18 protein-coding genes and 1 pseudogene are annotated in these 21,633 nt (G+C 44.9%); 15 read left to right on the forward strand and 4 right to left on the reverse strand.

All coding sequences use genetic code 11. From position 1 onward, the window contains the following. The first annotated feature begins 77 nt into the window (after window positions 1–77). The 7 genes from clpP to P7F88_RS16370 all read left to right on the forward strand — a co-directional run bounded on the left by clpP (window position 78) and on the right by P7F88_RS16370 (window position 7,510). The gene (gene clpP / locus P7F88_RS16340) at window positions 78–704 is read left to right on the forward strand and encodes an ATP-dependent Clp endopeptidase proteolytic subunit ClpP (protein WP_277826401.1); all 627 of its coding nucleotides are present in this window, start codon (window positions 78–80) and stop codon (window positions 702–704) included. 63 nt (window positions 705–767) lie between these two features. Continuing rightward, window positions 768–2,048, forward strand: coding sequence for an ATP-dependent protease ATP-binding subunit ClpX (gene clpX / locus P7F88_RS16345; protein ID WP_277826402.1), 1,281 nt, complete (start codon window positions 768–770; stop codon window positions 2,046–2,048). A 142-nt stretch (window positions 2,049–2,190) separates the two neighbouring features. After that, window positions 2,191–4,536 (forward strand): endopeptidase La, encoded by a 2,346-nt coding sequence (gene lon, locus P7F88_RS16350; RefSeq protein WP_277826403.1) that lies wholly within the window; start codon window positions 2,191–2,193, stop codon window positions 4,534–4,536. 198 nt (window positions 4,537–4,734) lie between these two features. Further along, on the forward strand, window positions 4,735–5,007 hold the full coding sequence (locus tag P7F88_RS16355) for an HU family DNA-binding protein (protein WP_277826404.1): 273 nt from the start codon (window positions 4,735–4,737) through the stop codon (window positions 5,005–5,007). A 55-nt stretch (window positions 5,008–5,062) separates the two neighbouring features. Then, on the forward strand, window positions 5,063–5,185 hold the full coding sequence (locus P7F88_RS16360; RefSeq protein WP_277826405.1) for a hypothetical protein: 123 nt from the start codon (window positions 5,063–5,065) through the stop codon (window positions 5,183–5,185). 6 nt (window positions 5,186–5,191) lie between these two features. Beyond that, entirely contained in the window at window positions 5,192–7,057 is a 1,866-nt protein-coding gene (ppiD, locus tag P7F88_RS16365; RefSeq protein WP_277826406.1) for a peptidylprolyl isomerase, read from the forward strand. A 129-nt stretch (window positions 7,058–7,186) separates the two neighbouring features. Continuing rightward, on the forward strand, window positions 7,187–7,510 hold the full coding sequence (locus P7F88_RS16370) for a ComEA family DNA-binding protein (protein ID WP_422128102.1): 324 nt from the start codon (window positions 7,187–7,189) through the stop codon (window positions 7,508–7,510). Between the two features lie 90 nt (window positions 7,511–7,600). Here P7F88_RS16370 and rrtA read toward each other — a convergent pair whose 3' ends face one another. Then, on the reverse strand, window positions 7,601–8,161 hold the full coding sequence (rrtA, locus tag P7F88_RS16375; protein WP_277826407.1) for a rhombosortase: 561 nt from the start codon (window positions 8,159–8,161) through the stop codon (window positions 7,601–7,603). A 3-nt stretch (window positions 8,162–8,164) separates the two neighbouring features. Between rrtA and P7F88_RS16380 the strand changes: the two genes are divergently transcribed. Beyond that, window positions 8,165–8,779 carry a tRNA-uridine aminocarboxypropyltransferase gene (locus tag P7F88_RS16380; protein ID WP_277826408.1) on the forward strand — a complete coding sequence of 205 codons (615 nt, stop codon included), beginning with the start codon at window positions 8,165–8,167 and terminating at the stop codon, window positions 8,777–8,779. Window positions 8,780–8,782: 3 nt separating this feature from the next. On the opposite strand, the gene P7F88_RS16385 is transcribed toward P7F88_RS16380, so the two are convergent. After that, complete coding sequence (locus P7F88_RS16385; protein WP_422128105.1) at window positions 8,783–10,117, reverse strand: anti-phage deoxyguanosine triphosphatase; 1,335 nt, start codon at window positions 10,115–10,117, stop codon at window positions 8,783–8,785. Between the two features lie 476 nt (window positions 10,118–10,593). On the opposite strand from P7F88_RS16385, the gene P7F88_RS16390 reads away from it, so the two are divergent. After that, window positions 10,594–12,060 (forward strand): SLC5 family protein, encoded by a 1,467-nt coding sequence (locus P7F88_RS16390; RefSeq protein ID WP_277826409.1) that lies wholly within the window; start codon window positions 10,594–10,596, stop codon window positions 12,058–12,060. Window positions 12,061–12,141: 81 nt separating this feature from the next. Here the strand turns inward: P7F88_RS16390 and yfbR are convergent, their stop codons facing one another. Further along, a complete protein-coding gene (gene yfbR, locus P7F88_RS16395; RefSeq protein ID WP_277826410.1) occupies window positions 12,142–12,738 on the reverse strand; it encodes a 5'-deoxynucleotidase in 597 nt (198 codons plus the stop codon). Between the two features lie 166 nt (window positions 12,739–12,904). Further along, entirely contained in the window at window positions 12,905–14,119 is a 1,215-nt protein-coding gene (locus P7F88_RS16400) for a pyridoxal phosphate-dependent aminotransferase (RefSeq protein WP_277826411.1), read from the reverse strand. A 288-nt stretch (window positions 14,120–14,407) separates the two neighbouring features. Between P7F88_RS16400 and P7F88_RS16405 the strand changes: the two genes are divergently transcribed. The 6 genes and pseudogenes from P7F88_RS16405 (at window position 14,408) to menE (ending at window position 21,600) form a co-directional block, all read left to right on the forward strand. Further along, window positions 14,408–15,703, forward strand: a complete 1,296-nt coding sequence (locus P7F88_RS16405; protein ID WP_277826412.1) for an isochorismate synthase — start codon at window positions 14,408–14,410, stop codon at window positions 15,701–15,703. Beyond that, window positions 15,700–17,433, forward strand: a complete 1,734-nt coding sequence (gene menD / locus P7F88_RS16410) for a 2-succinyl-5-enolpyruvyl-6-hydroxy-3-cyclohexene-1-carboxylic-acid synthase (RefSeq protein ID WP_277826413.1) — start codon at window positions 15,700–15,702, stop codon at window positions 17,431–17,433. The genes P7F88_RS16405 and menD overlap by 4 nt, the downstream gene beginning before the upstream one ends. After that, window positions 17,420–18,250, forward strand: coding sequence for a 2-succinyl-6-hydroxy-2,4-cyclohexadiene-1-carboxylate synthase (menH, locus tag P7F88_RS16415; protein ID WP_277826414.1), 831 nt, complete (start codon window positions 17,420–17,422; stop codon window positions 18,248–18,250). Before menD ends, menH begins: the two co-directional genes overlap by 14 nt. A 3-nt stretch (window positions 18,251–18,253) precedes the next feature. Next, window positions 18,254–19,119 (forward strand): annotated as a pseudogene (gene menB / locus P7F88_RS16420) (1,4-dihydroxy-2-naphthoyl-CoA synthase). A 93-nt stretch (window positions 19,120–19,212) separates the two neighbouring features. Further along, window positions 19,213–20,202: an o-succinylbenzoate synthase gene (menC, locus tag P7F88_RS16425; RefSeq protein ID WP_277826415.1), complete on the forward strand. Its 990-nt coding sequence runs from the start codon at window positions 19,213–19,215 to the stop codon at window positions 20,200–20,202. A 3-nt stretch (window positions 20,203–20,205) separates the two neighbouring features. Then, window positions 20,206–21,600, forward strand: coding sequence for an o-succinylbenzoate--CoA ligase (menE, locus tag P7F88_RS16430; protein WP_277826416.1), 1,395 nt, complete (start codon window positions 20,206–20,208; stop codon window positions 21,598–21,600). The last annotated feature ends 33 nt before the right edge of the window (window positions 21,601–21,633 follow it).

A 21,633-nucleotide genomic window follows, 5' to 3' on the forward strand; every position in this document is an offset into this window, starting at 1 on the left:
TCTGTTTGAATACACTAACAAATCAAAAAGATAAGACCAGACATCTACATAGGTTGGTATTTTTAGGGAAAAGATATATGAGCTATCAAGATAATAATCCAATGTCTCCAATCATGAACGCATTAGTGCCAATGGTTGTTGAGCAAACTTCTCGCGGTGAACGCTCTTACGATATCTACTCGCGACTGCTTAAAGAGCGCATCATCTTCCTCACGGGTCAGGTAGAAGACCAGATGGCTAATCTAGTTGCGGCTCAGCTTTTATTCCTTGAGTCGGAAAACCCAGATAAAGATATTTTTCTTTACATCAACTCTCCGGGCGGTAGTGTAACTGCAGGTATGTCTATTTATGACACCATGCAGTTTATCAAGCCAGACGTAAGCACGGTATGTATGGGACAGGCATGTTCTATGGGGGCATTCCTGCTTGCTGGTGGTGCGCCAGGTAAACGTCATGTACTTCCAAACTCGCGTGTGATGATTCACCAGCCACTGGGTGGTTTCCAGGGCCAGGCTTCAGATATCCAGATTCACGCTCAGGAAATCCTGACGATCAAAGAAAAACTAAACCGTCTATTGGCAGAGCACACAGGCCAGCCACTAGAAATCATTGAACGAGATACAGATCGTGACAACTTTATGTCTGCAGATCAGGCAGTAGAGTACGGTCTAGTTGATTCAGTACTGAATCATCGCGGTGAATAACTGCGTTTTGTGTAAATCTGATATAAACTGAAATCAGATAAGTAAAGGCTAAGAGGTTAGCGAATGACAGATAAAAGCAAAGAGGGCGGTAGCGGTAAGTTGCTATATTGCTCTTTCTGCGGCAAGAGCCAGCACGAGGTTCGCAAGCTGATAGCTGGTCCTTCTGTTTACATATGTGATGAATGTGTCGATTTATGTAACGACATCATTCGTGAAGAGATCAAGGACGTATTGCCGAAGAAAGAATCTGAAGCACTACCGACACCGCGTGAGATTCGCGATCACCTTGACGACTATGTAATCGGTCAGGACTACGCTAAGAAGGTGCTTGCTGTTGCGGTATATAACCACTACAAGCGTTTACGCAATGGTGATACGACAGCAGAAGGTGTAGAGCTAGGTAAAAGTAACATTCTTCTTATCGGTCCTACCGGTAGTGGTAAGACGTTGCTGGCTGAAACGCTGGCACGCTTCCTGGATGTTCCTTTCACGATGGCTGACGCTACCACGCTAACAGAAGCGGGTTACGTTGGTGAAGATGTTGAAAACATCATCCAGAAGCTTCTGCAGAAATGTGATTACGATGTAGCAAAAGCGGAACGCGGTATTGTTTACATCGATGAGATCGACAAGATCTCCCGTAAAGCTGAAAACCCATCGATTACACGTGATGTATCGGGTGAAGGTGTTCAGCAGGCGCTGCTAAAACTGGTTGAAGGTACTGTTGCTTCTGTTCCACCACAAGGTGGCCGTAAGCACCCTCAACAAGAGTTCCTGCAAGTAGATACATCTAAGATCCTGTTTATCTGTGGCGGTGCGTTTGCCGGCCTTGATAAAGTGATTGACCAGCGTGTTGCAACGGGCACTGGTATCGGTTTCGGTGCGGATGTACGCTCAAAAGATGAAACTAAGACCATTGGTGAACTGTTTACTCAGGTTGAACCAGAAGACTTAGTTAAGTACGGCCTGATTCCTGAATTCATCGGTCGTCTGCCAGTAACAACAACGCTGACAGAGCTAGATGAAGATGCGCTGATTCAGATTCTTTGTGAGCCAAAGAACGCACTTACTAAGCAGTATGCTGCACTATTTGAGTTGGAAGATGCTGAACTTGAGTTCCGTGAAGATGCGCTTAAAGCTATCGCTAAGAAAGCGATGGAGCGTAAAACGGGTGCTCGTGGTCTTCGTTCGATTCTGGAAGGCGTACTTCTGGAAACCATGTATGAGCTTCCATCCACCGATGATGTAAGCAAAGTGGTTATCGACGAATCAGTAATCAACGGTGAATCAGAGCCGCTTCTGATTTACAACGGTAAAGAAAATCAGGCAGCTGGTGCTGAATAAGTTTTAGCTACTTGATTTCATTTACGAACTACTATTAGAAGAGAAGGTATGAAAATACCTTCTCTTTTTTGTATTCACTTGTTGAAACCTTTTAAAAAAGCCCCATATACTTTTGATAAGACAAAGCGGAAGAGAGAAAAATATGAACTTGGAACGTTCCGAGCGTATCGAAATTCCCGTACTGCCTCTGCGCGACGTAGTAGTTTATCCTCATATGGTTATTCCTTTGTTTGTTGGTCGTGAAAAGTCTATTCGTTGCCTTGAGTCAGCGATGGAAAACAACAAGCAAGTACTTCTCGTTGCCCAGAAAGAAGCAGATACTGATGAGCCTTCAATTGATGACTTATTTAGTATTGGTACTGTAGCGACTATTCTGCAGCTTCTGAAGCTACCGGATGGCACTGTTAAGGTACTTGTAGAAGGACAGCAGAGAGCTAAAATCGAACAGTTCAAGGAAGAAGAGTTCTTCCTGGCTGATGCGGAATTCCTGATAACGCCTGAAATTGAAGAAAAAGAACAGGAAGTAGTTGTACGAAGTGCAATCAATCAGTTCGAAGGCTTTATCAAGCTTAACAAAAAGATTCCACCAGAGGTGCTCACTTCTCTGAATGGAATCGATGAGGCTGCTCGCTTAGCCGATACCATTGCTGCTCACATGCCGTTAAAACTTGCTGAGAAGCAGCAGGTGCTTGAAATTACTGATGTGAACGAGCGTCTTGAGTTCTTGATGGGACAGATGGAATCGGAAATCGACCTGCTTCAGGTTGAGAAACGAATCCGTGGTCGTGTTAAGAAGCAGATGGAAAAATCTCAGCGTGAGTACTATCTGAATGAGCAAATGAAAGCGATTCAGAAAGAACTGGGCGAGATGGACGACGCGCCTGATGAATTTGAAACTCTGAAGAATAAAATAGAAGAGTCGAAAATGCCTCAGGAAGCGCGCGAAAAAACTGAGCAGGAATTGCAAAAGCTGAAGATGATGTCACCGATGTCAGCGGAAGCAACAGTTGTTCGCAGCTACATCGACTGGATGGTTGGTGTGCCATGGGCCAAGCGTTCAAAAGTTAAGAAGAATCTGTCGAAAGCAGAAGAAGTTCTTAACGCAGACCACTATGGTCTGGAACGAGTGAAGGAGCGCATACTTGAGTATCTTGCAGTACAGAACAGAATCAACAAGCTAAAAGGTCCGATTCTTTGTCTTGTTGGTCCTCCAGGTGTAGGCAAAACCTCTTTAGGGCAGTCTATCGCGTCTGCAACAGGCCGTAAGTATGTTCGTATGGCATTAGGTGGCGTGCGTGATGAAGCGGAGATCCGTGGTCACCGCCGTACATACATTGGCTCCCTACCGGGTAAGCTGATTCAGAAGATGTCAAAAGTTGGCGTTAAGAACCCGCTGTTCCTGCTAGATGAGATCGATAAGATGTCTTCAGATATGCGTGGCGACCCATCTTCAGCACTGCTGGAAGTCCTTGACCCTGAGCAGAACAACGCATTTAACGACCACTACCTGGAAGTCGACTACGACCTTTCCGATGTAATGTTTGTTGCGACGTCTAACTCAATGAACATTCCGGGCCCGCTATTAGACCGTATGGAAGTGATTCGTCTTTCTGGCTATACAGAAGATGAAAAACTGAACATCGCGAAGCGCCACCTTGTTGAGAAGCAGATGAAGCGCAACGGTCTGAAAGATGGCGAAGTGAATATCGAAGACTCTGCGATTATCGGTATTATTCGTTACTACACTCGTGAAGCTGGCGTGCGTGGTCTTGAGCGTGAGATTTCTAAGATCTGCCGTAAAGCAGTGAAGAACATCCTACTGGATAAGGATCTTAAGCAGGTAACCGTGAATATGGACAACCTGAAAGACTATTTGGGAGTTCAGCGTCACGATTACGGTAAAGCTGACGAAAGCAACCGCATCGGTCAGGTGACAGGTCTTGCGTGGACCGAAGTTGGTGGTGATCTACTGACTATCGAAACCGAAGCGATGCCAGGCAAAGGTAAGCTAACGCAGACTGGTTCTCTTGGCGATGTCATGCAGGAGTCGATTCAGGCGGCGATGACGGTTGTTCGTACTCGTACTGATAAACTTGGTATTAACGAAGACTTCTACGAGAAGCGTGATATCCACGTTCACGTTCCTGAAGGTGCTACGCCAAAAGATGGTCCAAGTGCAGGTATCGCGATGTGCACAGCACTGGTTTCCAGCCTGACAGGTAACCCTGTTCGTGCCGATGTTGCTATGACCGGCGAAATCACTCTGCGTGGTGAAGTACTTCCTATTGGTGGTCTGAAAGAAAAACTACTTGCAGCTCACCGTGGTGGTATTAAAACAGTATTGATTCCTAAGGATAATGAACGTGATCTGGAAGAGATTCCTGATAATGTTATTGCTGACCTGGAAGTTAAGCCAGTACAGTGGATTGATGAAGTTTTAACCGTTGCGCTTGAAAACGATCCAAAGGGATTCTCTGTAGAGCCCTAAAATAGTGACGCGCAGCAAAAATAAGTAAAGAATTACGCTGTCAATGCCGAAAAAGGCTTGTCAGCGTTTTTTTTGGAAGTTAAGTTATCAAACTATGCCGTAGGGCTTGCTACTCAAGGCCTGAGGTAAAATTTAAATCTCAAATGGAACGAATGTTACCTATAAAAAAATACAACGGTAACAAAAAGGGGAATAAACGTGAATAAGACACAATTAGTAGAAAAAATCGCAGATAGCGCAGACATCTCTAAAGCATCAGCTGGCCGTGCACTTGACGCATTCATCGAAGCAGTGACTGAGACTCTAAAAGACGACGATCAAGTAGCACTAGTTGGTTTCGGTACTTTCAGCGTTCGTACTCGTGCAGCTCGCACTGGTCGTAACCCAAAAACTGGTGAAGAGATCCAAATCGCTGAAGCTAAAGTACCTGCATTCAAAGCTGGTAAGGCTCTAAAAGAAGCTTGCAACTAATTTGAGTTGAATTTCTTCTGTTCAGGAACTTTTCCTGAAATTAGGAATCGTATTTATGCGCATCGTACTGGTGCGCATTTCTTTTTCTGATATCATCTGTTCATTCAACCTCAATCGAGTCAAAGTCGCCGGAACAGTTACTATCGGGCTTTATCTGACTCAACCATCGGAGAACTAAAAAATTATGATGGATCGATTACGCGAGGGCGTAAACAGCATCGCAGTTAAAATTATTCTAGGGCTCATTATCCTTTCTTTCGTATTTGCCGGTGTAGGTAACTACATCATTGGTGGAAGCAACAACGCGGCTGCTAAAGTAGGGAATACTGAAATTGGTCGTAATGCATTCGAGCAGGCTTATCAGAACGAACGTAACCGCATGCAGTCACAGATGGGTGACTACTTCGCTAACCTTCTTGCAGACCCAACATACGTACAGTCATTCAGAAAGTCAGTGCTTGACCGAATGATCAACGATGTGTTGATTGAGCAGTATGCAGACTCTCTTGGCCTGCGTATCAGTGACGACCAGATTCGCACTGAGATTCTCCGTATGGAGCCGTTCCAGAATGACGGTAAGTTCGACCAGGAAATCTACGCAGCGTCTTTACGTCGCGCAGGATTCACTGCAGACAGCTTTGCTGAGTACATGCGCCGTGAAATGACACGCGCTCAGGTGACTACCGCACTGCAAGCGAGTGAGTTTATCCTGGATAATGAAGTTGAAGGTCAAAGTAAGCTACTTACTCAGACCCGCGATATTCGTACTATTTCCCTTAACCCAGAAGAGTTCGCGAAAAATGTCGAGCTGACCGATGAAGAACTTCAGGATTACTACAAGCAAAATGCTCCGGCATATACCCGTCCGGAACAAGCTAAGGTTTCCTACATCGAGCTTTCTGCACAAGCGCTGAAAGATCAGATGGAAGTGACTGAAGAAGAAGCGACTCAGTATTACAACGAGAATACTGACAAGTACTCATCAGAAGAACAGCGCGAGCTAAGTCATATCCTTGTTATCGGTGATGATGAAGCAAAAGCTCAGGCTATCCTGGACAAGCTAAATGCAGGTGCTGATTTTGCAGAAACAGCGACTACAGATTCTGAAGATATCGGTAGTGCTGAGCAGGGTGGTTCTCTGGGCTGGGTTGAGAAAGGTGTAATGGATGCTGATTTTGAAACAGCGGCATTTGCACTGAAAAATGTGGGTGATGTAAGCGGATTGGTTAAGTCCAGCTTTGGTTACCACATCATCAAGCTGGATGGCCTGAAAGAATCACAGACTAAGCCTTTTGCTGAAGTTGAAGCTCAGATTAAAGCTGATCTGGCCGATCAAAAAGCGGTAGAACGTTTCTACGAGCTTCAGACCGAACTTGAGAAGGTTGCGTTTGAGTTCCCGGATTCTCTTGACGACGCAGCAGAAGCAACAGGTCAGAAAGTCGTACATACAGACTTTATTTCTCAGGTAGAGGCTCCTGCGATTCTTAGTACACCTACTGTAATGCAGGCTATCCTTAGCCCTGAAGTGAAAGATGAAGGTCTGAACTCTGAGGTTATGGAAGTCGCTCCGGAACATGTAATTGTTGTTCGTGTGGAAGAGACCCGTGACGAGACCTTACTGCCTTTCGATGAAGTAAAAGATCAGGTAGTTGAAGCGCTTTCAAAAGTGAAAGGTGAGCAGAAGGCACTGGAACTGGCAAACACTGTGTTGGATGCACTTAAATCCGGCAATGAAGCTACTCTGGCTGAAAATGGTCTGGAGTTCGGTGATCAAGAGACAATAGACAGAAGTTCACCTTTGGCGAATGTTGTATTTGCAATGCCTAAGCCAACAGAAGGTACAGTTAGCTTTGACCAGACTAAGGACTTCCAGGGTAATGTCGTGCTAGTGGAGCTGTCTAAAGTTAACACTAACGCGGATGCATCATTTGCTACTCAGATTGGAGCGCAGATGGCACGTTCTAACGTGCAGCAGGATCTGGATGCTATTCTGAAGGTTCTTCGTGAGAATGCTGATATTGAGTATTACGTTATCGACTCTCAGCCGTAACTTGCTGAAACTTAATTAATATCTAACGGGCTACTTTATGTGGCCCGTTCTGTTTTCTGAAACTGCTACAAGACAATTAGGGCCAGTTTTTTATCATAAATGTGTTCCAAAAAACTTAGAGGAATAGATATGGTGAAAATAGGTGCGCTATGGTCTGCATTGCTGTCACTATTGGTGGCAGTCCCGGTTTATGCCGATGCGGAGTCGAAAGAACAGCAACAAGTCGTCGAGGCTTCAGACAAGTATGAAGGGATAGAAATTACAGTTAATATCAATACCGCGTCAGCAGATGAGTTAGATACTTTGCTGGTTGGAGTGGGTAAGAAGAAAGCTCAAGATATTGTTGACTACCGGGCAGAACATGGTGCGTTCAAGTCAGCGGATGAACTAAAGAATGTTAAAGGTATCGGCCCTTCGATTATCGATAAAAACCGCACACGAATAAAGCTCTAAACAGGTAAGTTCGACTAGGTTATGCACTTTTCGGTGATGTTCAACTCCTACTGACAAGCCGGAAGGTGCATCTTTTTATTAGCGCTGTCGTCAATCATGTTCTGAGGTATGAACGTATCTCCATAACCAAACTAAGCAGAATATAACAATACCTGAGATACAACCCGCCAGATGAGCCTCAATAGCCACTCTTGCACCAATCAGCTGGGCTGTACTTTCTGAGGCACCGAACACTTGCTCATAACCGACTTTCGCAATGACGCCTAACACTAAAAGTGCGCTTGTCTTTCGACCTCCAACCGTTTCTTTCATAGCGTAATAGGCAAAAATTCCATGAAGCACACCAGACAGACCTGCATATATGAGAGTGTCACTCATAAGTAAACACATACCGACAAATGCTGAAATGGCTAGCAACAGTATGTTAAGGCTTTTCGCCTTTGGTTTGAACAGATAAGCGATAATCCAAAGTGCAGAAGTATTGAGTATCAGATGGTAGATGTTGGTATGAGTGAAGTTTCCTGATACGATTCGCCACCATTCGCCAGATACGATAAGCTGGCTGTTCCAGATGGTCAGAGACTGAATAAAAGGTGTTTGAAACAGCGCTGACAAGATGGTAGTGAGAAAAAGTAAGAGATAAAGATTCACGCAATGTCCCGATATTGTCCAAAGTGTGGTAAAGCAAAAAAGGCCTGTATCTGCCGCTGGATTAAACCAGTAGAGACAGACATTGAGCTTATCATTCTTCAGCACCCATCAGAAGTAAAGCACGCGAAAGGTACGGCTAAAATACTGACACTGTCGTTAAGCAACAGCCGTCTGTTTGTCGGGGAAGATTTTACATCACACTGTGAGTTGAATCATCTGCTCAGCGATCCTTGCTACCATAATCTGTTGATCTATCCTCGAGAAGATGCGACACCAATCAGGCAGGAGGCATCAGGTAACTTATCGGGTGGAAAAAAGTTACGATTGCTGCTGATTGACGGAACCTGGCGTAAAGCCTTTAAAATGTATCAGCTTTCATCGAATCTTCACTCGTTGGATGCGGTAGATATCTCAGAAGGGATGGATGGTAACTACCGGATTAGAAAAGCGCCTTCCGAAACCAGCCTCTCTACTGTTGAAGCTGGTTATCACGCACTAACGACTCTGGATACTAAGACCGACTTTTCTTCCTTAATCACCACATTCGAGAAAATGATAGATTTTCAGATCTCTCAAATGCCTGATGGAACGTATGAGAAAAACTATCGCTCAAAATAATCCTCAGTACGGAGAGTGAGCTGAAAATAACTGCTGATGTAGCTTTTGCGCATAGCCATCAGTCATATTGGCAATATAGTCGCAGATCACTCGCATACCGCCATCGTGGCTTTCATTTGCCTGCTGCCATTTGCTACGTGTTGCCTCGGGCAGAAGGCGTTCCGGGTCTGCACTGAGCGCTTCAAACAGATCTATGACTATCTGTTGGCCTCGGTACTCTAAACGCTGGACGTCCGGTACCTGAATAACGTAGTCGCTTACAAAGCGTTTGAAAATCGACAATGCGTTGTTCAGTCCCGGTTCGAGATAGGCATTGTAATTAAGCAGGTCGCTATCAAATGAGTGATCTTTAACTTTCTCAACGGTAATACCTGTCAACAGAGTGTTCACAATCCCGCCGATGGCGTCTTTTCTCAGGTAATGCTCCCCACCAAACAACATGTCGCTGATGGCCTGAATATTCTCTTCAAACCAGATTGCGCCACAGTCAGCCAGATAACTTGCTGCAGCTTCCTGCCACTGATTCCGGTTGATAAGGCCCAGTACAATCGCATCTTCAAGATCGTGGACACCATAAGCAATATCGTCAGCCAGCTCCATAATTGAGCAGTCTAAAGATTTAAAGCGGGTTTTTTTGTGTGCTAATGGATTGCCGCTGGTGCTTTTCTGTATAGCACTGAATGCTTTTCTGTCGGACTCGACAAGAGGTTCAAATACCCAGCTCAGCTCACTTTTATCAACGTCATAAATACCTTTTGCAGGAGCCCATTCTTTGGCCTTGAGTTGACGCTGGTGTACCACCGGGTTTGGGTTTTTAACGCTATGGGTCTTACTTAGAAGAGCAGGATATTTCATCAATCCAAGGAGAGTACGCCGGGAAAGATTCATTCCATTATTCTGGGTATAAGGCTCAAGCTGTGTAACGATGCGGAATGTCTGAGCGTTACCCTCAAAACCGCCGTGTTCCCGCATCGCATAGTTTAATGCTACTTCGCCACCGTGACCGAAAGGTGGGTGACCAATATCGTGTGCCAGACAAAGGGCTTCGATTAAACTGGCGGAAGGAAGAATCGATTCGAATTCAGTCTGCCTCTGTTGGATCTGTGCCAATATACCTGAGCCTATTTGAGCTGCTTCCAGTGAGTGGGTTAGGCGTGTCCTGTGAAAATCATTAACACCTGTGCCATGAACTTGTGTTTTGGCTTGCAAACGTCTGAAGGCAGCAGAGTGGAGAATCCGTGCCCGATCTCTTTGATAGGGATCCCGGTGATCTTTTCGTCTTAACTTGTGTTCATTGTTAATACGCTGCTGCCACAGGTTCATCTGTTCGCTATCCATACCTAACTCCATCATTTTTCACATATTTATAATGCGCCGAAACAGAAGGTGCGTCCAGACAAAATATGATAGGGCACCAGATGCAGTTTATGAGGTGAACAAATCTGGTTTGAAAATAATTTAGTTTGGAAACGTTTACAAGCGTCAAGTTCAGCCTGTTAAGGCTAACTTTTATGTTCTTTAGCGTAAAAACAGGAACAAAATTTGTGAGATAACATGAAAAGTGTGAGATAGATCTGATGATTAATATTCAGTCTAAAATTTAGGGTAAACGTTTTCACTAATGTAGTTTTGATCACAGAATATGTTCATGCAAACATCTACTCTTACCAACATGGAAAATCAATAACGCTTATATGACAGGGATTGGTGGTTATATAAATACCACTAATTTCTCTGGTTAATGTGTAAACGTTATCAGTTTAAAAAATAATCTTATATTTTAACGTGTAAACAATCGTTACGAGGAAAGTTTTATGGAAACAATAATCCAGTTAGCTGTTTTTTTCGGGCTAACAGCGTTGGTAGGTTATCTTACCTACAAAAAATGTGCGGAAGCCGGTCCGCGTGGTGAGGGTGCAAAAGATTACTTCCTTGCGGGCGGTGGTCTATCCTGGGTATTTATTGCAGGTTCTATTACTCTGACTAACTTAAGTACTGACCAGTTGGTTGGTATGAACGGTAACCAGATGGCGCTACTGGCTCTATGGGAATTGTGTGGCTTTATTGGCCTGTTGATTCTGGCGAAAGTTTTTGTACCTATTTACTACAAATACAACTGTACAACGACGACAGAGTTACTAGAACGCCGCTACAACAATAAGCATATTCGTGCAACGGTAGGTACCCTCTTTTTACTAGGTAACATTTTCATCTACCTGCCTGCGATGCTATACGGTGGTGCGCTGTTTATGCAGTCTATGTTTAACGTAGAAATTGGTCTGATGCCACTTGCTATTATGTTCGCCGTTGTTGGTTCTGCTTATGCGATCTTTGGTGGTCTGCGTGCGGTAGCGGTATCTGATACCTTCTCAGGTGTTGGTCTGCTTGCGATGGCACTGTTAATCGTATTCCTTGCTCTGAATGCTATCGATTTTGATTTCTCTGGTATCCCTCAAGAGCGTCTGACTCTGATTGGTGGCCCTGATTCACCGATTCCATGGCCAACACTACTGACTGGTATGCTATTTATCCAGATTTACTACTGGAGTACTAACCAGACAATCACTCAGCGTGCAATGGCTGCAGAAACAGTTAAAGAAGCTCAGAAGGGTGTACTTGCAGCAGCGTGTATCCGTATCCTGATTGTACCTGCAATCGTAATCATTCCGGGTATCGTTTCTTACAAACTGTACGGTGATATTGGCGATGCAGCATATGGTCGTATCGTTGGTGAGTTGCTTCCAAGTTGGCTATCAGGTGCGTTTGCAGCGGTAATGGCAGCAGCGGTACTAACAAGCTTTAACTCGGTACTTAACTCTTCAGCTGCTCTGTACGTGTGTGACATCCACCAGAAGTACTTTAACGAAGAGCCAAACGTTAAGCGCCTGAACAACATTGTGTCACTAAGCTTTGTTGTAATCGCACTGCTACTTGTACCTGCATTTGCAACAGCGGACAGCTTGATTAACCTGCTTCAACAGCTGAATGGTCTGTTAAGTATGCCTATCCTGTCAGCATTTATCACAGGTCTGCTATTTAAGAATGTTCGTGCTGAGTCGGTAATCCTGTCGGTGGTATTTGGTACTTCGCTATACGGTTACTTCACATTTGGCAGTGCGCCATTTGGCCTTCACTACATCCACTTGATGGCAGTAACTCTGATTGCGTGTGTGGTATTCGCTCTTGTGACTAACAAAGTGGTATTTAAGCAGAATGCGAAGTTTGTAGGCTTCAAACGTGGTCAGGATGATGAGCTAGAAACGGCTACGGAAACAAATTAAGAGTAAGTAGTAGTAACTACTAAAGCCCCATTGGCCTCTCTTTTATAGCGAGGCCTTTTTTATTTTCTAGCTGTTGAAATGTTAACTAATTTCATCCAAAGAGAGCTCAAAGCTAGGAGCAAAAGTCTCGAGAAAATAGATCATCTCGGGGGTCTCGCGTTCTTTCAACATATCTTTCAGGCGTTTCTGAGCCTGAACAAATTCATGGTTTCCTGCTGATAACTCTTCTAGGCACTTTAAATAAGCACATATGGTATCTGCTTGTTTTACGATCGCTTTATCTACTGGGTCTACACTTTCTGAAACAAGAAATGGTTCAAAATCCTCTCTGAACTCCTCTGGCAACATAGACAACAGGCGTTGTTCTGCTGCAGATTCAATCTTCTTATACTCTTTTGCGATATCTGGGTTGAAATACTTGACTGGAGTGGGCAAATCCCCCGTAAGAACTTCACTGGTATCGTGATACATACCGTAAATAGCGATTCTTTCTGGATTGACGTTACCACCAAACTTTTTGTTTTTAATCACCGCTAAAGCGTGTGCAACAAAAGCGACCTGCAGGCTGTGCTCAGATATGTTTTCCTTGGAGACCAGGCGCATAAGTGGCCAGCGATGAATAAGTTTCATCCTGGCAAGGTGTGCAAAGAAGTGGCTTTTATTATTTGAGTCAGACATTACAACTTCCATATTAGAGTCGGTTAGTCATTCCGGACGAGCCTGAGCGAGTGTCCGGAACCTAAGCGACTAACTTTGCTGTAATGCCTTTAGATTCCGTAATGCGCTCGTTCCTCGCTATACGGAATGACGGGCTTTACTTATGAAGTTTTCATCATAAGCAAATTTATTGTTGATAGGTAGATAAAAAACGTTCGAATCTACCAATAGCCGCTTCCAGATCTTCTACGTGCGGCAGAGTAACTATCCTGAAATGGTCTGGCTTAGGCCAGTTAAACCCGGAGCCCTGAACCAACAGCACTTTTTCTTGTACTAAGAAATCGAGAACCATTTTCTGGTCATCTTTAATGTTGTACATCTTAGTGTCGATTTTAGGGAACAGGTACATGGCACCTTTAGGTTTCACGCAAGTAATTCCCGGAACCTGAGTGATTAACTCATAAGCCTTATCTCTCTGCTCTAACAATCGGCCACCAGGAAGAATAAGTTCGTTTATGCTCTGATATCCGCCGAGGGCTGTCTGAACGGCGTGTTGCATCGGAACATTAGCGCACAGTCGCATGGATGCCAGCATCTCTATCCCGTCGATATACCCCTGAGCCAGATGTTTAGGGCCAGTCAAAAACATCCAGCCACTTCTAAAGCCACATACGCGGTAGGCTTTTGAAAGGCCATTAAATGTCACGATAAGTACGTCGTCAGCAAGCGTCGCAATAGAGGTGTGAGTAGCGCCGTCGTAGAGCACTTTGTCGTAGATTTCATCGGCAAAAATGATCAGGTTGTGCTGACGTGCTATCTCAAGGACTTCGAGTAAAAAGTCCCTGCTGTAAACTGCCCCTGTTGGGTTATTTGGGTTAATAAGGACAATACCGCGCGTTTTCTTGGTGATTTTACTCTTGATATCATCCAGATCCGGATACCAGTCAGATTCCTCATCACAGATATAGTGAACAGGATTACCGCCAGATAGAGAAACCGAAGCTGTCCACAGGGGATAATCTGGTGCCGGAACCAAAAGTTCATCACCATTGTTAAGCAACGCCTGCATTGACATCACAATTAACTCAGATACACCGTTACCAATGTATACATCTTCGACATCAAGAGTGCGAATACCTCTTTTTTGGTAGTGCTGAACGACAGCTTTTCTCGCAGAATAGAGACCTTTAGAGTCTGCGTATCCCTGCGATGTTGGCAGGTTACGGATTACATCAACAAGGATTTCATCAGGGGCGTCAAAACCAAATGGGGCGGGATTACCAATGTTTAGCTTTAGAATTTTATGTCCTTCTTCTTCCATGCGCTTAGCATGTTTAAGCACTGGTCCTCTAATGTCATAGCAGACATTATCAAGTTTTGATGACATCCCGATATTTTGCATTGCAACAATCCTTATAATTCTTGTTTTAATTTATTAAAGTACACTAAAAACCTATTTGATAGAATAAAAATCTGTTGAAAATTAACATGTAGTTTACGTTTTAACCCATTGTCCACTCTAGGGTTGCGATAAATGGGATTTGAACTGGCTGAACCAGTAAACGAGAGTATACTTAGGGCGCACAAAACCAAGCACTGAACTTGATTTGCGGATAGCCAGCAAATAGAGTATCTCTCTTATGTGCTTAAAAAAGAATAATCTGTAGATTTGCTCCAATAAGAGGTCGATTTGTCCCAGTTTCATAAAGCGATTGTTGCATTAGCAAAGAAAGTAGAAGATTGCGAAGCACGGAATTGTCGCCTTTCACAGGATATAGAGGTTGGCGCTGATTTTTCAGCGATAGACTGGTTGGAGGCACAACCGCATTACCCAAGGTTTTACTGGCAGTCACGAGATACCCGAGAAGAAGTTGTGGCGTTAGGTAAAGTTCATACCTTTACCGAACCTGCTCCTGCATACGCTATTTTGGCTGATGACCAGCGTGTATGGGGTGGCAGGGCATACGATAGTCAAGATGACAGAATGCCTTCTTATTTTTTCCTTCCACAGATAGAACTAAGCCGATTTGATCAACGATGGTCGATTATCGTCAACATTGGCGATGACACCGCTCCGGTAATAAAGGCGCTTAACCAACTTGCCTCAGACGTTACTAAACTGCCATTAATCAACGCAGATATCGATTCGGTGAACCATTTGCCAGAACTGCCGGGATGGACTGATATGGTGAATCGTGCTTTAACCAGCATCGAGCAGGGCGAGTTCAAAAAGGTAGTGTTGGCAAGGAAAACAGAGTTACTGTTAAACGGTGCGGTATCACCTGCGCAACTTATTAAAGTGAGTAGGGAGCAGAACAGCCATAGCTTCCATTTCCTGTTTGCTATCGATAAAGAGTCCGCGTTTGTTGGTTCGACCCCTGAACGACTATACAGACGCAATGGAAATGAACTGGAAACTGAAGCGGTTGCCGGAACAATTGGCCGAGGCTCAAATGCGCAGAAAGATCTAGAACTAGCTAATTGGCTGGCACAGGATAAGAAAAACCTGCAGGAGAACCAGTACGTAGTTGATGATATTGTCGAGCGTTTGACTCCTCACTCGATGGAAATTGATGCTCAGAAAGAGGCTAATTTAATTCGGCTACGCAAGGTTCAGCATCTGAAGAAGGCTATTCATGCCGCGCTCAAAATGGGTACCAATGGTGTTCAGCTACTATCTGCACTTCAGCCTACCGCTGCGGTTGCTGGTTTGCCCCGTGAAGACGCGATTGAGTTTATCCGTAATATAGAGCCATTCGCCCGAGGGTGGTACAGCGGTTCACTTGGCTTTATCAGCCATCAGAAAGCGGAATTTTGTGTTGCCATCAGAAGTGCGCTTTTTACTGGTAATAAAGTAGAACTTTATGCCGGAGCGGGTATTGTTCCAGGTTCGAACGCCGATTATGAATGGCAAGAGTTGGACAGAAAAATGTCGACTCTTTTATCCCTGTTAACTGAAAACCCTTCTATTGAGGTGGCTTCATGAGCCAACCATCAATGATTGACGCTGGCACGCTTCAGGCTGTATTAAATCGAGTTTGGAGCCAGACAATCCTTGAAGAGCTTACCCGGTTTGGAGTGAAGCACATCTGTATTGCCCCTGGTTCAAGATCAACGCCATTAACACTTGAGGCGCAGGAAAATTCGAACCTGAAAATACATACGCATTTCGATGAGAGAGGGCTTGGCTTTCTGGCTTTTGGTATTGCGAAAGCGAGTAATGACCCTGTTGCGATTGTTGTTACCTCGGGTACCGCAGTGGCTAATCTGCTTCCAGCGATTGCTGAATCAGGGCTTACAAAAGAAAAGTTGGTTGTATTAACGGCGGACAGGCCTGCTGAGTTAATTGACTGCGGAGCTAATCAGGCTATCAATCAATTAGGTATATTCAGTACACATGTTACCGATTCACTCAACCTGCCGAGTCCTACATTACAGATCTCCCTTAACTGGCTGCTTAGTAGCATCGACCAGAAGATGTATCTGCAGCAAAAGGCGGGTGGGGCAGTACATATCAATTGCCCTTTTCCAGAGCCACTGTACTCAGATGGCAGCAAATCGCTTCTGAATGAATATTCTCAAAGCATCGAGCAATGGTTACAAGGTAAGGCTCCATATATTGAGCAGCATATACAGACTACCGATTCCCCTGTAGCTCTAACTGAGCTGACTACACACAAAGGCATTATTGTTGTGGGAAACGTACCACTTCAAGAGAGTCTAAAAGCGAAACGGTTAGCGGAAGAGTTAGGTTGGCCATTGTTAACCGATCCTCAGTCTGGAGTAACCAGTGATTGGGCTGGTTATGATATCTGGCTACAGAATCAAAAAGCTTCTGAGCTATTAGCAAGCAGTGACCTCATTATTCAGATTGGAGCCAGGTTGGTATCTAAGCGTCTGGATGCTTTTATTAAAGCTTCAGTGGCAGAGAGGCAAGCGAAGTATGTACTCGTTACGGATTCAACTCAAAGGCTAAATCCTAACCATCTTCCAGTTGTTCATATTGCCGGAAACGTTGAAACCTGGCTGGATAAGCAGATTCAGTCAATGGAGTCACACGCTTCACCGTATAAAGGTTGGGGTGATACGCTGCGCGAGTATTCTAGAAGTGTTGCTCAGTCTCTGATTTTTCCAGCGCAAATTAGTGAGCTGGAACTGGCTCACAAGTTGAACCTCATTCAGCAAGACTTAAACCTGTTTATCGGTAACAGCCTGATAGTTCGTCTGTTGGATATGGTTGGAAAAATTGCAGATAAGCAAGTGTTCACTAATCGGGGAGCTTCTGGAATAGATGGCCTTGTAGCAACGGCAGTTGGTACTCAGATAGCGAGTGAGCAACCTTTAATGATGCTTATGGGTGATACCTCCCTGTTGTATGATCTGAACTCTCTGGCGTTAGCTGGGAAAAGCAGCCAGCCAATGGTGATAGTTGTAACCAATAACGACGGTGGTGCGATTTTCGACTTACTGCCAGTTCCGGAAGAGCAAAAGCAGTCGTTGTATCAAATGCCTCACGGTTATCAGTTTGAGCATGCTGCGGCTCAATTCGGAATACAGTATGTGCAACCAACATCAATGCCAGCCTTAATTGATTCCGTTGAAGCGCATTTGTCAGCTGGAGAAGGGTGCTTGTTGGTGGAAGTTCAAACACCACCTGAACAAGCGACGCAAGCCGTGAAAGAGCTGGTGTTGAAAACAAAAGATGTTAGCCACTGATTTCTATCCATCAAAGAAGCCTGAGTCAGAAAAGCCAGTATTGGTTTTTCTGCATGGTTTGCTGGGAAGCGGTGATGACTGGAAGGAAGTACTAGACCTACTGGAAGAGTATAATAGGGTAACTATCGATCTCCCTGGACATGGTAAGAGCAAAGATATCGGCAGCGTGGGGTTTGATTCTGTTTTAGGCCAGGTGTCCGAAGCGGTCGAAAAGCAACTATTAAACGCTGGCCTAGATAAAAGTGTACCAGTGGTACTGATTGGATACTCGCTGGGTGCGCGTTTATTGATATATGGATTAGTACATCACAGTTTTGATGATTTGAATGTAGATAATGTACTACTGGAAGGTGGTAACTTTGGTTTAAAATCCGATACAGAGAAGCAGCAAAGGCTGGCGAATGATCAACGGTGGGCAAAGCGTTTTGCGGAAGAAAAAATGGAGCAGGTGCTGAATGACTGGTACTTGCAACCGGTGTTTTCTTCGCTCACTTCAGACCAGAGACAAAACCTGGTTAAAGTGCGAGCTAAAAATACCGGGAGTAGAATTGCAGAAATCATGCTGTCTACTTCTCTGGCTAAACAGCCGTACTTATTAGATAAACTCAAAAGTATCAATGTTCCGCTACACTATATCTGTGGCGAGAAAGATAAAAAATTTTTCGAACTTGCTGAGCAAAGCAGGCTATCTTATTCTGCAGTTAAGGGAGCCGGACATAACGTCCATAAAGAGGCTCCAGAGCCCTTTGCAAAGCTGGTTCGTGATCAATTGGGTGAGGCAACACCCACTATTTTAGAAAGAACAAATTTGGAATAGAACATGGCAAAAACAGTTGGAATCACTGAAGAAGAACTCTATGCACCGGTAGCCTGGGAAGATTGTAGCTCTGAATATGAAGATATTCATTTTCACAAATCTGAAGACGGTATCGCAAAAATTACGATTGCGCGTCCACAGGTTCGAAATGCATTCCGTCCTCAAACCGTAAAAGAGATGATCAAAGCACTGGCAGATGCTCGCTATGATGAAAATGTTGGTGTGATCATTCTGACCGGTCTTGGAGAAGATGCATTCTGTTCAGGTGGTGACCAGAAGATTCGTGGCGACTACGGCGGCTATAGAGATGAAGAAGGTACTCACCACTTAAACGTTCTGGACTTCCAGCGTCAGATCCGCACATGTCCGAAACCAGTCATTGCTTCTGTCGCTGGCTGGGCTGTTGGTGGTGGTCATGTTCTGCATATGATGTGTGACCTGACTATTGCTGCAGAGAATGCGCAGTTTGGTCAGACTGGCCCTAAAGTTGGTTCGTTTGATGGCGGCTGGGGGCTTCTTACATGGCTCGTATCGTAGGCCAGAAGAAAGCTCGTGAAATTTGGTTCCTGTGCCGTTTCTACGATGCTCAGGAAGCACTGGATATGGGGCTTGTAAACACAGTTGTGCCACTGGAAGAACTTGAAAAAGAAACCGTTCGCTGGTGTCGTGAAGTACTTCAGCACAGCCCGATGGCGCTGCGTTGTCTGAAAGCGGCTCTGAATGCGGACTGTGATGGACAAGCTGGTCTTCAGGAGCTTGCAGGTAATGCAACCATGATGTTCTACATGACAGAAGAGGGACAAGAAGGTCGTAACTCATTCAATGAGAAGAGAAGACCGGACTTCTCTAAGTTCCCTCGTAACCCATAATAAAAATTCAGATGTTCACCCCGCTCAGATATATATGGGCGGGGAATTAGAGGTTAAAACCTCGCTTGCTTATCAAAAGAAGAGAAATCCCCCATGCGTAATGCCAAGTTATACCGTTACCAGCTTCCAATGGATAGTGGTGTCGTGCTTCGCGATAAAAAACTGAGCCAGAGAGATGGCTGGATAATTGAGTTATCTGAAGATAATAAAACGGCTTATGGTGAAGTCGCACCCCTGCCAGGCTTTAGCCGTGAAACCGTCGAGCAAGCCGGTGTTCAGGCTCAGGAGCAGCTAGAACTTTGGGTTGCTAAAAGGCCGATAGATTTTGACGCCTTACTCCCCTCTGTCGCTTTTGGTCTGTCGGTAGCGGAATGTGAGTTGAAAGGTGAACTTCCTAAAGAAGGTAACTACTTTAGCGCGCCGCTTTGCTCTGGTGATCCAGATGCCTTAATTCCAGCACTTGATGCGCTGCCTACTGAAAAGAAAGTCGCTAAAATCAAAGTTGGGTTGTATGAACCAATTCGTGACGGAATGCTGGTAAACCTGTTTTTAGAGAGCATTCCAACGCTTTCACTTCGTCTGGATGCTAATCGTGCCTGGACACCAGAGAAAGCACAGAAATTTGCTAAATATATCAATCCTTCTTATCGCCAGCGTATCGAGTTTCTCGAAGAACCATGCGAAAAACCGGAGCAGAGCTTCGCCTTCGCAATGGACTCAGGAATCGCCATCGCCTGGGATGAAACGCTACAGAACGCGGTTAAAGAAGCGGACTTTTCTTTAAGCAACCTAACAGGTGCTAAGGTGATTGTTATCAAGCCTACACTCATAGGTTCGATTGAGCGTTGCAAAGCGCTGGTGGAAGATGCTAAACGTCTGGCTATCAATGTGGTAATTAGCTCAAGTATTGAATCTAGTTTGGGGCTGAATCAATTAGCCCGGTTGGCAAAATGGCTGACTCCAGATGAGGTTCCGGGTCTTGATACCATCAAGCTATTCGGGCAGCAGTTAGAGGTACCGTGGCCGGATTGTGACTTGCCTGTAGCCCGACTGCATGATCAACCAGTCGTGTGGCAGAGTTAATAGATGTTCAATCTCTTACCAGACTGGGCTGAGAAAACACCAAATCATCCGGCGCTCTTCACGCCGGATAAGAGTTTTACCTGGTCGGAATTAGAGGCTTATGTCAGAAACATTCGCTGGAACCTGCTAAGGCAAGGGATAGAAAAAAATGATGTTATTGCGTTGGTATCCAGGAACTGCCCGGATTTGGTGTTTATCTATCTCGCTCTGTTGGAGATTGGTGCAGTACCGGCCTTTGTTCTCCCTCAACCCTTAGTACAGCTCGAGCGCAAATTCAGGGTTATAGAGTGCTCCCATGTCTGGTGGGGAAAAGATTCTCGTAAAAACTTCTCTGATTCAGAGTTAGAGAGAGCTGCTTTGCATCATGAAGTGGTAATTAAAACCAATGCTCCCAAAGGACGGGTATCTGAGCATAATGTCAGCCAGAGTGAACCACTGGCAAGCATAGTGTTTACATCCGGCACAACGGGAGAACCCAAAGCGGTGGCTCATACCGCTGAACAACATGAAGCATCAGCAAACGGGCTGTTAGAACAGTTGAAGTTCGAGCAGTCGGATTGTTGGTTATTAAGCTTGCCTGTCTACCATGTCTCAGGGCTCGCGATTGTCTGGCGTTGGCTATACTCGGGAGCTCAGATGAAAATTGGCCTCGGAGAGCATTTGAGTACCGATCTTGAAGGCGTTACACACGCATCGCTGGTGGCGACTCAGCTCAAGCGTTTATTGGATAGCGGCTCTAATTTAAGTCTGAAAAGAGTGTTGCTTGGCGGAAGTCACATCCCTACAGAATTGACTCAAAGGGCCAATCAAAGGGGAATTGAAACCTGGGTCGGCTATGGAATGACCGAAGCCGCCTCTACTGTAATGGCAAAAAGAGCAAATAGTTCGGGTGGTGTTGGGTATCTTCTGTCTGGCAGAGAGATAAAGCTTCAAGGGGAGCGAATTTTTATCGGAGGCAAAACGCTGGCTGAAGGCTATTATCGCCGAGGTAAACTTACTGCTCTGTCGGCAGATGGCTGGTTTGACAGTAAAGACCTGGGAGTCTGGTGTGGTGAAGAGCTTAAAGTGATAGGCAGGGCTGATAATCTGTTTATTTCTGGCGGTGAGAATATCCATTGCGAAGAGATTGAGGCCGTTCTCAATCAGCATCCATCAGTGGTTCAGGCTATTATATTGCCAGTAGAGAACAAAGAGTTTGGTCACCGGCCGGTAGCTTTAATTCAGTCAGATATTGCAGTAGAAGAGTTGAAACTAGCTGAATGGTTAGCGGATAAACTGGTTAAGTTTAAAATACCAGATGCTTTTTATGGCATGCCTGAGCTTAGCAATGGCAGTATCAAAGTTTCCCGTAGCGAGCTTAAACGCTGGTATGAGGGTGAATTGCAACTCACCGACTAGACGAGTTGTACTTTAAGTGGAAGCGGTGATAAT

The sequence above is a fragment of the Vibrio hannami genome (assembly GCF_029589055.1).
In the GTDB taxonomy this organism is placed as follows: Bacteria; Pseudomonadota; Gammaproteobacteria; order Enterobacterales; family Vibrionaceae; genus Vibrio; species Vibrio hannami.